Genomic DNA, 12,937 nt, shown 5'->3' with positions numbered 1-12,937 from the left:
AGGCCCAGTGACACCACCCCCCGGATCATGGACTCGACTGGGGGCATCAGTCATGCCGAACCTGGCGACCACAGCTCCTTGATCAGGAACTACGAAAAAGGTAACGGGGGGGACGTGATGCGCAAGCGCGGCCTCGTGGCCGACCTCGTGCACCTGGCCATGGACACCAGCGGGCGACGTCCGGAGCTGTGGGCGGTGGGCAGCGAACCAGCACGTTGCCTTCGCACGAGTACCAGCGCGGTCGGGGAACTGCTCCGCTCCCGACCTTACGTGGCGTACGCGGTCGATAGCCACGACCGGTGCCACAGCAGTCGATCGACAGGCCGCTGATGTCGTGGTTGGCCGTGTTGGAGGCCCGCAGATAGAACTGAACCGCCGATGACCAGGGAACGTCGGGGTTTTCACTTTCATGTGCGTGCGGAGAGGTCGATCTCTTACCTTCGGGAACATGACGGAGAAGACGATTCCCAGGCTGATGGCCCAGTCGATTGAGTCGGTGGCCGACTTCTACACCGCATTGGGGTTTAAGATCACGTTTCGGCAGACGGTGCCGTACCAGTTTCTGAGCGTGAAGCGCGGGGGTATCGAGCTGAACTTCTACGGAGACAAGAAGTTCGATCCGACGTCCTCCGCGCATGGCTGCCTGGTCGACACCGATGACGTCGACTACCTGTATGCGGCCTTCACTGAAGGGCTGCGGGAGGCCTTCGGGTCAGTGTCCACTGAGGGACTTCCGCGGGTGGGTGCGTTGAAGGACATGAGCTACGGGGTGCGACAGTTCCTGGTGACCGATCCCGGTGGGAACACTGTCCAGATCGCCCAGCCGATCAGCGAGGACCAGCGGCACCGGCCGTTGCCGACGGCGACGTTCGACCGGGCCATCCACATGGGCTCGCTGTTCGCGGATTCCAAGCAGGACCTGGAGCTGGCGGTGAAAGTCTTGGACCGGGCTCTGCATCGGACCGACGAGGAGCCGACCGCGGTCCAGCTCGTGAAGCTGCTGGTACTTCGAGCCGACGTGGCGGTCCGCCAAGGTGAGCCGGCTCTGGCCCAGGAACTGCTGACCCGCGCCAGGGCCGCCGGGGTGCGCGGACCGGAACTGGCTGACGACCTCCGGCGGGTCGCGGAACTTGAAGCTGGGCTGTGAGCAGAATCCAGGCGGCAGGCAGGACCGACCGTCAACGGGTGAGCAGAATTCAGCCTCAACGCCTGTTCCACTTCCTTAGTACTGCAACGACACTTCGTGATGGCCTCGTCGGTAGTGGCTGGCTCGTGCTCGGGCTTGACTGATTCGTCGCCACCATGACCAGTGCATCGCATGTTGTGTTGTGTGCCGGACCGGTGCTGTAATGCGGTTGAACAGTTTGCGAATTTCGTTGGACGTGAGCGGTATCAGGCCGGACGTGGATCCCCTTTTTTCGCGGCGTCTCGGGTGATGACAAGGAATGCCGCTGCTGCCGTGGAAAGGGTCATATGCCGATACCATGCTTCGTATCGTCGGACCTGGTAGTGGTCGAGCCCTGTTTCATTCTTGGCAGTTTGGAAACTTTCTTCAATCGCCCAACGTCTCCCGGCGACACGTACCAGTTCTTGGAGGTCGGTTGCGGCGGGGCCGAAGCAAATGTAGTAGGCGATCTCAGAGGGGTCGCTGACCGAGCGGCGGGCCAGCAGCCAATGTCCAACCTCTGGTCGACGCAGGGGGCGGATGTCGACGACCGTCCAATCATAGATCCGTTGCCCCTGTGCGCCATCGCCGCAGGACAGGCGCTGCCAGGCGGCCGGGGCGACGTCCGCGATGACGGCGTGGGCACGCCGCTGCCGCAGATCCATGGAAATTACCATCTGGGATTTTGGTACTGCGAGCACATGCGCGATGTCATGTTCTTCCAGCCAGAGTCGCAGTCGTCCCACCTGCCCGTACGCTTCGTCGGCAGTGAACCACGCAAACGGGATGCTCGCGGTGAGCGCCCGCTCCAGCATCAATTGTGCCAACTCAGGTTTGGTCGCGAATCCGACGTCGTCGGGGATGCCAGCCGCAGTACAGCGGTCGCGATCCACGATCCACTCTTTCGGCAGATACAACTCCCGATCGATCAAAGCCCGCCCCCGATCCGAGGCGTACGCCAAGAACACCCCGATCTGCGAATTCTCGGTCCGCCCAGCCGTGCCCGAATACTGACGTGTCACGCCAGCCGACTTCGTGCCCTTCTTCACAAACCCCGTCTCATCTGCAATCAGCACGCCGCGTTCGGTGTCCGCCAGCACTTCGATCACCGCGGTACGCACATCATCACGAACGCTCTCGGCGTCCCAAGCGTAGGAGTTCAACAACCTCTGCATACCTTGCGGACCGGATTCACCGACCGTCTCCGCCAAGCTCCAGCCGTTCTTGCGCTCCACCTCGGCCAGCAGTCCCCGCAGGTAGGAAGCCATTTGCCGCCTCGGCTCCACTCGCGAAAACCGCGCCGCGAACCGCCCCGCGAACGCCGTCAAGCCCGTTGACCAGCCCGTCACCATCTCCAACACGCAAGATCGAATACATGGTCAACGAGAAAGTGTCCACCCGACACGCCAGTGTCAATGCATCACGAAGTGTCGTTGCAGTATTAGAGCGTGTCTCATTTGGCGAGTTTCTTGTAACAAGTGAGGGTTGCGGCCAGAGTGAGGAAGGCGCAGAAGTGGTTGGCGTAGCGGTCATAGCGGATGGCGAGTCGGTGGTAGCCGAAGAGCCAGGCGATGGATCGTTCGATGACCCAGCGGTGTTTGCCGAGTTTGGCGAAGACCTCGCGTAGGTGGGTGCGCTTGGTGTCTCGGGCGAATGGATGCCGTGGGCTTTCCCTGCGCGCAGGAACCGCACGTGTTGCCTGGCGAACACCTCGGAGTGTTGGCCTCGTGCGCCCCAGCCGCGGGGCGGTCGAAGTGCCCCTCTGGCGACACCGAACCTTCGTCGAGTTGCTCGCCCTTTGCGGAGGAGGCTGCGGCCGTAGTTGTGGGTGCCGGCCATTCGGTGCAGTTCTGCGCCTGTGGGTCCGGCCTTGTTCGTCTGCAGCGAGGTTGCGGTGCCACATGCGTTCTTCGGCGGTGAGCGGGGCCGGCGTGGTGCGTTCCTGGTGTTCGGGAGCGGTGTAGTCGCGGCGTCTGGTTCCGCGGTGGCGGCGGAGGCATTTGTGGCTTGCTCGGTGGCGCTTGAGAGCATAGTTCGACTGGTTCGCCAAGACCCACGGAGTGCTGTCCGCCCTACTGAGCAGGCGTTCGGGCCGCGCGTCACGATGACGATCCCCGGTCGCGGGTAGCCGAGCATCGCACTTCAGTGATTCAGGCCCCGGACGGCCTGTTTTCGTTCTGCGTAGTCCCGTCGCCCGCAGCCGGTGGGGGAGGGCTGGCGGATGGCTGCGGGGTGGGTGCAGGGGCGTCTGCCGTGGTCGTTTCCTCGGGTGTGACCCGGTAGGTGTCCAGTGCGGCCAGTCCTGGGTGGTACCCGGAGCTGACGAGTTCGCCGACGAGGAGCCACATGGAGCGTTCCTCGTCGATCCGCTGCGGGAGGGCGAGCCCGAGTGCGGCGGCCAGGGGCTGGCGGCCCAGGTTGACCATGGCCCGGACCGCGCCGGCCCATTCGTCGGTGGCCACGACGGCGAGGCGGTACCAGAGCACGGTCAGCGGCAGCAGGCTCACGATCGTGGTGATGACCAGCCAGGGGTGGACGGCGGCGCCGATGGCGAGGTCGACGGCGGCGGTCACGACTACCAGCAGGTGGCCGTAGAGCAGGCTGATGAAGAAGTCGACGTTCATCCGGGCGTCGTCGGTCTGCTTGCGCGCGGGTTCGCCGACGGCCGCGTTCAGTTCGTGCCAGAGCACCTGGGAGTCGAGCCGGTACCGGTTGCGCCCGTACTCCTCGAACCGGCGGATGGCGTTGCCGAGCCGGGTCGGGGCGACCTGCCGGTCGTCCACGGGGTAGCGGTGCAGCCGCTCGTCGAGCAGCGCGAGCCAGACCACGCCCTTGCGCAAGTCCGTGCGGAGGTGCCGGCTGATGACCGGGTGGGCGCGGAAAGCGGCGAGGGTCGGCCGGTCGGCGTCCGCCAGGCGGCCCGCTGTTTCCTGACCGGCGAGAGCCGCGGCGTCCACGCGGTTTCGCAGCAGGTGCTTGCGAGCCAGATGGCGCCGGCGTCGAATTCGGGCAAGCCACTGGGGCCAGCCGAGATAGCCTTCAAGGATCCGGTAGAGCGGAGTCTGCAGGGCGGCCAGGACCAGGCCGAGCACAGTGGTGGTGACCAGGCCGAAGATCGCTGCCCGAGCCGCTTCGGTATTCAGTTCGCCGAACCTGCTCAGCTTCGGTGCCACGACGAAGCCGAAGATCAGCACGTTGATCAGGCTTGGCAGGATCCAGCCGATCAGCACCGCCCGCCCGCCGCCGAGGGCGCCTTGGAATATCCCGGTCACCGGTTACCCGCGTGGCCTGCCGCGGCGCGACAACCGGCGAAACCACGACTCGCGCACGTCGCCGTAGGGCCCCGGGGTCGTTTCTGGCGGTACCTCGACGTCGGCAGGCTTCGACGCGGCGGGGGCTTCGGAGGCCGATGTCGAGGTCTGTCGTCGGTGCTGGCTGCTGTCGTCACTGTCGCCGACAAAACGCGGGCCGGGTGGGCGGCTGCCGACCCGCCCGCTCGGTTCTTCCTCGTAGTCGTCGTCGCCGGGTTCAGGTTCGGTCCAGTTGAGGTAACGCTTGAGGCGGTGCTGGGCTCCGGTCAGTTCCCACAGGACTCCCTGGTTGGCGGATCCGGTATCGGATTCGGCGGCGATCACGAACGCCTCGCGGAATTTGTCGAGGGCAATGCTCGCGTTGCCCGCTGGGTGAAGGGCGGATGTCTCGGCCCACCGGTCCAGGACTGGTTTCACGCTGTTGTCCAGCTCGTGCATAACGCCCTTCAGCGCGCGCTGAAGGGCGTTGCGCCGCTCCTCGAGCTTGCCCGGCTTGAAGCTCAGGGGGTGTTCCTTCTCGGCCTCGCGCAGCCGGCTCAACGCGCGTTCGATGGCGTCGTACGCCGTCCACATGGCTTGGCGGTTGTCCTGTTCGCCGAGTGCTTGGTGGGCACGGTCCAGGAGGTTCGCGGCTTTGCGGAGCGGGTCGGCTTTGTCGGACTGGGCAAACCTCGACGTGAGTTCGGCGATCGAGCGGGGGACCGGCGGTGAGCTGGCGTTCAGCACGTCCAGCACGTCCTGCAACATGCGTTGATCGGCTTCGATCCGCTCGGACTGCGCTAAGCCGGCTCGGTGGTGAGAGTTGATCTGCGCGTGTAGCCGGTCTCGTGCGTGAGCGACCGCGTCCCGCACTGCCCGGTTAGCCTGTTCAGCCTCGCCCATGGGAACTCACCGTACTCGTGTGAGCACGATCGGTCTGCCGGTTTCCCCGATGCCGCTAACGATTGCCGATCGACGTGAGCTTGGTGGCGAGATCAGCGGTGGCGGGGGTGGTGGTACTGCTGCCGGAGTTCGAGGGCTTGTTTCCATACCTCACGAGCTGCGCCGGTGTCGCCGTCGTTGTGGTAGACCTCGCCGAGTGAGGTCAGGGCGTCGGCGGCTCCGTCGGGGTCTTCAGGTCGCGGTAGCTTCGCTGAAGGCTGCTATGCAGCCATCCGCAACCCCCTCAGTCACACCGAGGGCGAACTTCCCGAAGACCAAGCACTCGAACAACTCGCCGTCCTGAGCGTCCTCGCCCGCTGGGTCGACACCGCCACACACTCGACAAATGACCCGACCGACCGCAGTCACAACGAAGCAGAAAGCGGCGCATCCTCGCCTCCGGCGACACCACCCGGGTACTCGTGCTTACCACGTACGACATCGACGACTACGTGTACGAAGCGCTGCGTGCGGGCGCGAGCGGATTCCTGGTCAAGGACTCACCGCCGGAGCGGGTGACAGAGGCAATCCGCGCGGTCGCCGCCGGGAACGCGCTGCTCTCGCCGTCGGTGACCCGGCGACCGCTGGACACCGTCGCCGCCGCTCTGCCCCGCAAAGACAAGTCGCCTGTGACTTGGTTCCTTGCGCAGGAAGAGAATCCGGCCTGGGAAGGGAGACCCGTGGGCGAGCTCCCGGTTCAGGGTTGTCCTGCATCTTGCCGGTGTGGGTTCCCCTACTACCCTGTGCAGGGCCGCTGTGCGGGGCCGCTGAAACCTGCTAGAAGAGACGAACCATGCTTTTCTCCCGGCAGTAGAGGGGATCGATCGCGACATGCCGGCCGACGGGACGAACGCGCGCAAGGTCGATCGCGGCGAAGCTGAGGGCGGGGGCCCGATCAGCCGGAGCTCCGACGGAGTCTGGACGGTGCGCGGCTACGCCGCCGCGCGTGCCGTGCTGCGCAGCACCGACACCGTCCAAGCTGGACTCGGGGTGGAGACCGTCGAGAAGATGCCTGCCAAGATCCGGCGTCCGGTTCTGTACCGGGACGGGCCAGAGCACCGCGAGCATCGTCGGCAGACCGCGAGGTACTTCACATCGCGCCGGGTCGACGAAAACTACCGGGGGATTATGCAGAGCGTCGCCGACAAGCAACTGGACAAGCTTCGCGGCTCCGGGCAGGCGCACCTGTCGGATCTGAGCTTCAACCTGGCCATCGAGGTGGCCTGCGCGGTGATTGGCCTGACCGAGAGCCGTCCGGGTCTCCAGCGCCGGCTGGAGCGCTTCTTCCCCGAGGAATTCGGCACGCCGGGCTTCACCAGCTTGAACGGGCTCTACTGGATCTGGCGGCAGGCAACCAACTGGGCCGGCATCTACCTCAACGATGTCCGGCCCGCCGTCCGCGCGCGCCGCACCGGGCGGCGTGACGACCTGATCTCGCACTTGCTGGACGAGGGCTGCTCATCGGCGGAGATCCTTGGTGAATGCATCACCTTCGCCGCCGCGGGGATGGTCACCACGCGCGAGTTCGTCAACCTCGCCGCATGGCACCTGTTCACCGACAGCGCGCTGCTCGGGCGCTACCGCGCCGCGGAGGAGACCGAGCGGCTCGCGATCCTGCACGAACTGCTGCGGCTGGAACCGATCGTCGGGCACCTCAGGCGGCGCGCCACCGCACCCCTGGAGTTGCCGGCCGGAAACGAGGAGTCGGTCACTGTCGCCGCCGGCGAGATCATCGACATTCAGCTCAGCGCGACCAACGCCGATCCGGAGGCCGTAGGCGATCGGCCGCTTGCGGTATGCCCCCTGCGCCCACTCGACAACGTGTCCGCCTACGGCCTGTCCTTCGGGGATGGTGCGCACAAGTGCCCCGGCGCGAACATCGCGATCGTGGAGACCGACATCTTCCTCAGCAAGCTGTTCGCCCTGCCGGGGGTGCGGATGAACACAGCGCCGCGGGTGTCGTTCAACGACGCCATCGGCGGTTACGAGTTGCGCGACATGGTCGTGACGGTGCCGACGAGATAGCGGCCGGGAGGGTGCCGGGACCACGTGCGGCACGAGGTCCCGGAGAAGGGTTACGTCTTGCGGGCGACACCGCCGAGCAGGTTGTACTCGCCATCGCTGGGTTCGGTCAGGCGCGGGCCGTTGGGCCACCATTCGAAGAGGTGCGTCAGGCCGGGTTCGACCATTTCCAGGCCCCTGAACAGCTCGGCGATCTCCCCGCGCGTGCGGTAGTAGCAGCTGCCCATCATCTCGTTGAACCGCGCCTGGGACTCGACCGCGAGCTTCGCACGAGAGCTGCCGTCGTCCGGGTTGTGCAGATGCGAGATCGCGACGTAGGAGCCGGCCGCCAAGGCGTCGACGTAGGTCTGCATGATGCCGACCGGATCCTCGTCGTCGGCGACGTGGTGCAGCGAATTGGACTGGATCAAGCCCACCGGCCGGCTCAGGTCGAGATGCCGGGTGACCACATCGCTGGCCAAGATCTCCGCGGGGTTGCGCAGATCGGCCATCAGGAAGCGGGTGTGCTCGTTCTCCTCCAGCAGTGCGCGGCCGTGCGCGGCGACGGTCGGGTCGTTGTCGACGTAGACCACTCTCACCTCGGCGTTGAGCCGCTGGGCTTCCTCGTGGGTGTTCTCGGCGGTGGGCAACCCGGAGCCCAGGTCGAGGAACTGGTCGACGTTGGCTTGACCGGCCAGGAAACGGACCACCCGGATCAACCACGCACGGCACTGCCGTCCAACCAGGATGGCTTCCGGAGCGACTTCCTGGATGTACCGGAGGACCTCCCGGTCCACCTCGTAGTTGTCCTTACCGCCGACGAAGGCGTCGTAAACCCGCGCGATGCTGGGTTTGGAGGTGTCAATCGTGAACCGGTCGACTTCTGCCATGGCACGATCCGCTCGATCAGGAGGCAACGATCAAGACCAGCCTATTTGCCAAGCGGTAACCGGTTAGCAGCGGGGCATGCCCGACTGGGGTGCGGGCTTGCCATCGCGACGGGGTTGGTGGCAGTACGGGGTACAGGCCTCAGAGCGGCAGCCAGTCCGGCCACCACGGTGGCGTGTCGCCGGGGCAGAAGTGGTCAACTACGTCGTCCGAGCCGAGGGCAAGTACCGTTGCCCGTGCTGCTTGATCGACCGTGGCGTGCCCCCGAGTTCGCGCGTGCGGTGCTGAGCTACACCGGCCCGTACCTGGGATGAAGGTTCACCGATGACGGCTGAGAAGACCTACCTGTGTTTCGTGCCCGAGCACACTGACAGTGGGCACCGGGTGCTGGGCATCCGCGTCGGTGACGACGGGGCTGGCCGAACCGATCGCCGCGCTGGCCGACGCGCCGGTCGCGACCGTGCTGGCGGACGCGCTCAACGGGCGCCTGCAGCGCCGCGACACCGCCACGCGCCAGCTCGACGCCGTACTCGCGGACGTGCCCGACGAGGTGCACGCCGCGGTGTCCGCCCTCGTGTCGCACGTGGCGCGCACCGGCGCGGCGCAGGAACGCCTGCGGGTCGCGGCGGCGCTACCGGGCCTGTACACCACGACGCACTGTCCGGGACGGTGCGCGGTGTGCGAGACCTGCCGCAACGATTGCGCCGACTGCCCCCGGTGCCGGGACTTCGATTTCCTAGGTCCTTTGTGGCGGCCCTGGGCTCGCCGGTCCCGGTCGGACGGCCGCTCTGGTTCCAACGGCGCGCTGCAGCGCCTCGACCGTGCGCCGGAGGTCCTCGTCATACCGCTGAGGGGACACATCGGTGGGGCCGGAAACTGCCATCTCCGATGCCGGAATTGCCGGTCCTCACCGGGCACCATCCGCGTCCTCGGTGGGCCATTCCGGGCCGCACCCACCCTGGCATCGCTGCTGGTGCAGAAGCATTTCGAAGATCGTCTGAGCGGGTCGGTGGCGGAGGTCACTCGCCCGATGCTTCACACCAATTTCCCTGGAGCAAACCTGGAGCGCGGGTGCATGTCCAGCCGCGTCCAACGGCACCGAGGTGAGCTGAACGGTAGCGAACGACCAGGGCATTCTCTGTTTGTGCTGGTAGAAGGCTTGCATGATCTGGCAGTGAGGGGGGCAGGGGTTCGAGTCCCCTTAGCTCCACAGTTCCCAAAATCCCCTTCGATCGAGTCGTTTCGGCTGGTCGGAGGGGTTTTTTGTGTGTGCTGGTTGATCATGGGTGATCGTTTCAGGTGCTTGGCGGTGACCCTGGTGGGGCAGTCCTGGGGCATTGCTCTGGGCAGCGTCCGGTGCTTGGTTTGTGTCGTCGCTGGTGGGAGTGGTGCGTGGTGGCTGACCCCCCGCTGTGGCGAAGAGGAGGACGACGACCGCGAGTGCCGCGTCGGGCTCGGGCGGTAAGGGTGGCGCTGGTGGGATGGGGTGGAGGGCTTGCCAGCGTTGTTCGAGGTCGGCGAGCAGGCGTTGCTCGACTTCGGGTGCCACGTGGGAGTAGGTCTCGACGACGCGGTTGTCGAGGTGGTGGCCGAGTCGGCGTGCTTGGGCGATCTCGGGTGCGCCGCCGGCGATGAGCCAGGTTTTGTGGCTGTGGCGCAGGCCGTGGAAGGTCAGGCCTGGTCGGACGGGCTGGCAGCGGGCTACGGGGTCGGCGGTGTCGGTGTTGCCGTCGGCCGCGGGGCGCAAAGACGCGGCGGATGAAGGTGGAGCGCCATAGCCAGGTTCCGCTGGGTGTGGTGAAGACGAACTCGTAGGGATGGTGCGCGAGGTGCTCCCGCAGTAGGTCGGCCAGGAACGGTGGCAGCGTGATGGTGCGGGCGGAGGTGCGGGTCTTGGGTGGGCCCAGCCAGCGGGTGCTGGCGGACTCGTGCAGTGTTCCGAACTCGGGGTCGATGGTCAGCGTGCCGTGTTCCAGAGCGATGTTGTCGCGATGGAGTCCGGCGAGTTCGCCCCAGCGGCAGCCGGTCCAGGCGGCGGTGATGATCAGGAGGCGGGCGATGGGGCCGCCCAGCAGCGCTGCTTGGTCGGCGATGCGCAGCACTTGATCCGGCAGGGCCCAGATCCGCTCTGGGGCAATGCGTCGGGAGCGTCGGCCGCGGCGCCGTCGGCGTCGGACTGGGTTGAAGGGGATGAGGCGTTCGTCGGCGGCGTCGGTCAGGATCATGGAGAGCAGGTTGAGTTGGCTCGACACGGTGGCTGGTGCGTAGCCGGCTCGGTTGAGTTCTCTGGTCCATTCGGTGATGTCGAGGGTGGTGATGGCGCCGAGCGCGGTGGTGCCGAAGTGGGGCAGGATGTGGCAGCGCAGTCGGCAGCGGTAGCTCTCAATGGTGCGTGGGGCCAGATCGAGGCTGCGAAACCAGCGTGACACCCACTCGGCGACGGTGATCGCGCTATCAGCCGGGTCGATCCACACCCTCCGGCGCCGATCGGTCGCCAGATGCGCTGCGTAGGCCTCGGCGTCACGCCGGGAGCGAAAGCCCGACACCGAATCCACCGTGCCGTGTCGCCGGTAGCGCACCCGCCACGACCGCATTCCGCTCTGTTCCACCCAAGCCATGGCCGCCTCCACTCACTCGAGAATCTATGAGAGAAAGCGTGCGGCGCCTCCTCAAGGGTTAGAAGCCTGCGGGTTGTCCTTGCTCGCACCCCGAGACCGCCCGTTATGTCGGTCGCAAGCAAGGCAATTGCGGATACTGCTTCCCCTGCCTGATTCGCCGCGCTTCGCTGGCGCACGTCGGATGGGACGACGACGAATACGCCTACGACCTGTTCGACGAGCAGGACCTCAACCGCCGCAGCCGCCGCGGAGCGGACCTGCGGGCCGTCATCGCCGGCACATTCGCGGATCGACCGGATCGAGACGTTCTCCGCAACGGCCCTCTCCCGCAAGGCGAACGCGCGGCTTTTACCGGCGTCTGGCGGCGCGGGCTCGCCGAGCTCCGCGCCTGGCTTGTTGGCGGAGCCCACGGCGAGTTGGCCGAACTGGTGGAGTTCCCGTCGCGAAGACTCGCGCGCTGACTGACACGCACTGCCACATCGACGGCTACGACACCCCCTCGCCGTGTTGGACGAGGCCCGTGCGGCAGGAGTGCACGTCGTCGCTGTGACCGAGGACCACGGCCAGTATCGCTTGCTACGGACCGTCTCGGCCGACGCGCGGGCGTCGATGTCGCGCTACGCTTCCACCCGCTGCGTGCAGGCGCCGCGTCCCCTCACGATCTGGCCCGGTTCCTCCGGCTGCTGCCACAAGCCACCTGGATCGGCGAGATCGGACTCGACTTCTCGCATGCCGGATCGGCGACCCGCACACAACAACTCCGCACCGTCCTGGCCGACCCCCAACTGCGAAGCCGACCAGTCACTGTTCACAGCCGTGGCGCTGAACGCGAAACCATCACCAGGCTTGCGCAAGCACAAGTGCCGGCAATCCTGCACTGGTACACCGGTCCGCTGGCCGCCGTTGACGACGCACTCAGCGTAGGACTCTGGTTCTCGATCAATCCCTTGATGGCTCGATCGAGAAAGGCCGGGGAGCTGCTTCAACGACTTCCGCCGGAACGGGTACTACTTGAAACTGACGGCCCCTTTGCCCGCTGCGGAAACCGTTCGGCCACTCCCGCCGACTTGCACGGGATAGTCGAATCCCTCGCGCGGCGGTGGGATACATCGATCAGCGAGGCCCGGGGACTATTGTACAGAACCAAAGCAATTTCAGGCGCTCGCGCACATTCAGTCCGATGAAGGCTCGGAAGGATCGATATGCGATACGTCGTCGCTGCCATAATTGTATCTGCAACTGAGTAACTCGTGGAGCGCCTCTGAGTGGGCACCATTTGCGGGGATCGCAAGAACCCAGTGGCGCAAAGTGGAACCGAGAGATATCATCAACGCTTCGTGAAACTGCTCTGGTGAGAATATGCTGGGGCGAATCGGATCGTCTGCAGATTCAGGTGCAAGAAAGCGCTCTTGAAGGCGTCGTGCTTCCTCTGCAGGAGGCCCAGCGGGTCCGCCTCCCCGCCTCATCCTCGGTCGGCCGGGTCCCCGCCGGTTCCCCGCGAACGGCCCTGAGGTCTCCCGGGGTCCGGCATCGGTGCGTTGCCGAACACCTTCTCGCCCTCGATGGCGAAGCGCGGCAGCAGCCGCCCGAACACCGCGCGCTCTTCACGCGTCCAGTCGGCGCAGACGCGCCGGATCAACGCCCTGTTGCGCACCCTCATGTCGTCGAGGAAGTCCTGGGCCGCCGGGGTCAGGGTCGCCACCATCGCGCGCCGGTCCCGCTTGTCGGGCTGCCGGGTCACCAGGCCGCGGGACTCCAGGTCGTCGAGGTGGCGTGTCACCGTCGTGCGGTCGAGGCCGAGCTCTTCTGCCAGTTGCGACACGCGCAGCGGTCCGGTGCGGTGCAGCACGAACAACGGCGAGGCGGTGCCGCGGCGCAGCCCGGCGGAGATGCCGCCGGCGGTCCGCTCGAAGAAGTCCTCCGTCGTCCGCGTGAGCAACGCCATCGCGTCGAAGACGCGGTTCTCGAGCGTCTGCCGCGTCATGGGCCCGCTCCGCTCCCGGCGCGCCGGGGAAGGGGTCGAAGCACCTGCG

11 protein-coding genes and 3 pseudogenes are annotated in these 12,937 nt (G+C 66.2%); 7 read left to right on the top strand and 7 right to left on the bottom strand.

The genetic code is table 11. The features are described from left to right. Positions 1 to 448: 448 nt before the first annotated feature. A complete protein-coding gene (locus L3Q67_RS38545) occupies positions 449 to 1,147 on the top strand; it encodes a VOC family protein (RefSeq protein ID WP_499186334.1) in 699 nt (232 codons plus the stop codon). Positions 1,148 to 1,392: 245 nt separating this feature from the next. Here L3Q67_RS38545 and L3Q67_RS38540 read toward each other — a convergent pair whose 3' ends face one another. The 4 genes and pseudogenes from L3Q67_RS38540 to L3Q67_RS38525 all read right to left on the bottom strand — a co-directional run bounded on the left by L3Q67_RS38540 (position 1,393) and on the right by L3Q67_RS38525 (position 5,358). Next, a complete protein-coding gene (locus tag L3Q67_RS38540; RefSeq protein WP_499191746.1) occupies positions 1,393 to 2,517 on the bottom strand; it encodes an IS701 family transposase in 1,125 nt (374 codons plus the stop codon). A gap of 101 nt (positions 2,518 to 2,618) precedes the next feature. Further along, positions 2,619 to 2,774 (bottom strand): annotated as a pseudogene (locus L3Q67_RS38535) (transposase); the annotation flags it as partial. A gap of 541 nt (positions 2,775 to 3,315) precedes the next feature. After that, entirely contained in the window at positions 3,316 to 4,437 is a 1,122-nt protein-coding gene (locus L3Q67_RS38530) for a hypothetical protein (RefSeq protein WP_499186333.1), read from the bottom strand. Between the two features lie 3 nt (positions 4,438 to 4,440). Then, positions 4,441 to 5,358 (bottom strand): hypothetical protein, encoded by a 918-nt coding sequence (locus L3Q67_RS38525; RefSeq protein ID WP_499186332.1) that lies wholly within the window; start codon positions 5,356 to 5,358, stop codon positions 4,441 to 4,443. A gap of 267 nt (positions 5,359 to 5,625) precedes the next feature. Here L3Q67_RS38525 and L3Q67_RS38520 point away from each other — a divergent pair. Both L3Q67_RS38520 and L3Q67_RS38515 read left to right on the top strand, forming a co-directional pair. After that, positions 5,626 to 5,916, top strand: a pseudogene (locus tag L3Q67_RS38520) (hypothetical protein); the annotation flags it as partial. Positions 5,917 to 6,228: 312 nt separating this feature from the next. After that, positions 6,229 to 7,422 (top strand): cytochrome P450, encoded by a 1,194-nt coding sequence (locus tag L3Q67_RS38515; RefSeq protein WP_499186331.1) that lies wholly within the window; start codon positions 6,229 to 6,231, stop codon positions 7,420 to 7,422. A gap of 50 nt (positions 7,423 to 7,472) precedes the next feature. Here L3Q67_RS38515 and L3Q67_RS38510 read toward each other — a convergent pair whose 3' ends face one another. Continuing rightward, the gene (locus L3Q67_RS38510; RefSeq protein WP_499186330.1) at positions 7,473 to 8,288 is read right to left on the bottom strand and encodes a class I SAM-dependent methyltransferase; all 816 of its coding nucleotides are present in this window, start codon (positions 8,286 to 8,288) and stop codon (positions 7,473 to 7,475) included. Between the two features lie 401 nt (positions 8,289 to 8,689). On the opposite strand from L3Q67_RS38510, the gene L3Q67_RS38505 reads away from it, so the two are divergent. The 3 genes from L3Q67_RS38505 (at position 8,690) to L3Q67_RS38495 (ending at position 10,712) form a co-directional block, all read left to right on the top strand. Further along, on the top strand, positions 8,690 to 9,751 hold the full coding sequence (locus L3Q67_RS38505) for a hypothetical protein (protein WP_499191807.1): 1,062 nt from the start codon (positions 8,690 to 8,692) through the stop codon (positions 9,749 to 9,751). 30 nt (positions 9,752 to 9,781) lie between these two features. Next, positions 9,782 to 10,048 carry a hypothetical protein gene (locus L3Q67_RS38500; protein ID WP_499191806.1) on the top strand — a complete coding sequence of 89 codons (267 nt, stop codon included), beginning with the start codon at positions 9,782 to 9,784 and terminating at the stop codon, positions 10,046 to 10,048. A gap of 205 nt (positions 10,049 to 10,253) precedes the next feature. Continuing rightward, positions 10,254 to 10,712, top strand: coding sequence for a hypothetical protein (locus L3Q67_RS38495; RefSeq protein WP_499191805.1), 459 nt, complete (start codon positions 10,254 to 10,256; stop codon positions 10,710 to 10,712). On the opposite strand, the pseudogene L3Q67_RS38490 reads toward L3Q67_RS38495, so the two are convergent. Continuing rightward, a pseudogene (locus L3Q67_RS38490) lies at positions 10,626 to 10,880 on the bottom strand (tyrosine-type recombinase/integrase); the annotation flags it as partial. The gene L3Q67_RS38495 and the pseudogene L3Q67_RS38490 overlap by 87 nt on opposite strands. A 485-nt stretch (positions 10,881 to 11,365) precedes the next feature. Here L3Q67_RS38490 and L3Q67_RS38485 point away from each other — a divergent pair. Beyond that, positions 11,366 to 12,088, top strand: a complete 723-nt coding sequence (locus tag L3Q67_RS38485; RefSeq protein ID WP_499191745.1) for a TatD family hydrolase — start codon at positions 11,366 to 11,368, stop codon at positions 12,086 to 12,088. A gap of 278 nt (positions 12,089 to 12,366) precedes the next feature. On the opposite strand, the gene L3Q67_RS38480 is transcribed toward L3Q67_RS38485, so the two are convergent. Next, entirely contained in the window at positions 12,367 to 12,888 is a 522-nt protein-coding gene (locus tag L3Q67_RS38480) for a MarR family winged helix-turn-helix transcriptional regulator (protein ID WP_499186329.1), read from the bottom strand. Positions 12,889 to 12,937: the final 49 nt, after the last annotated feature.

It is taken from the genome of Saccharothrix sp. AJ9571 (assembly GCF_021725495.1).
Taxonomy (GTDB): Bacteria; Actinomycetota; Actinomycetes; order Mycobacteriales; family Pseudonocardiaceae; genus Amycolatopsis; species Amycolatopsis magusensis.
The sequence above is the reverse complement of the archived record's forward strand: the minus strand, read 5'-3'. Positions and strand labels throughout refer to the sequence as shown.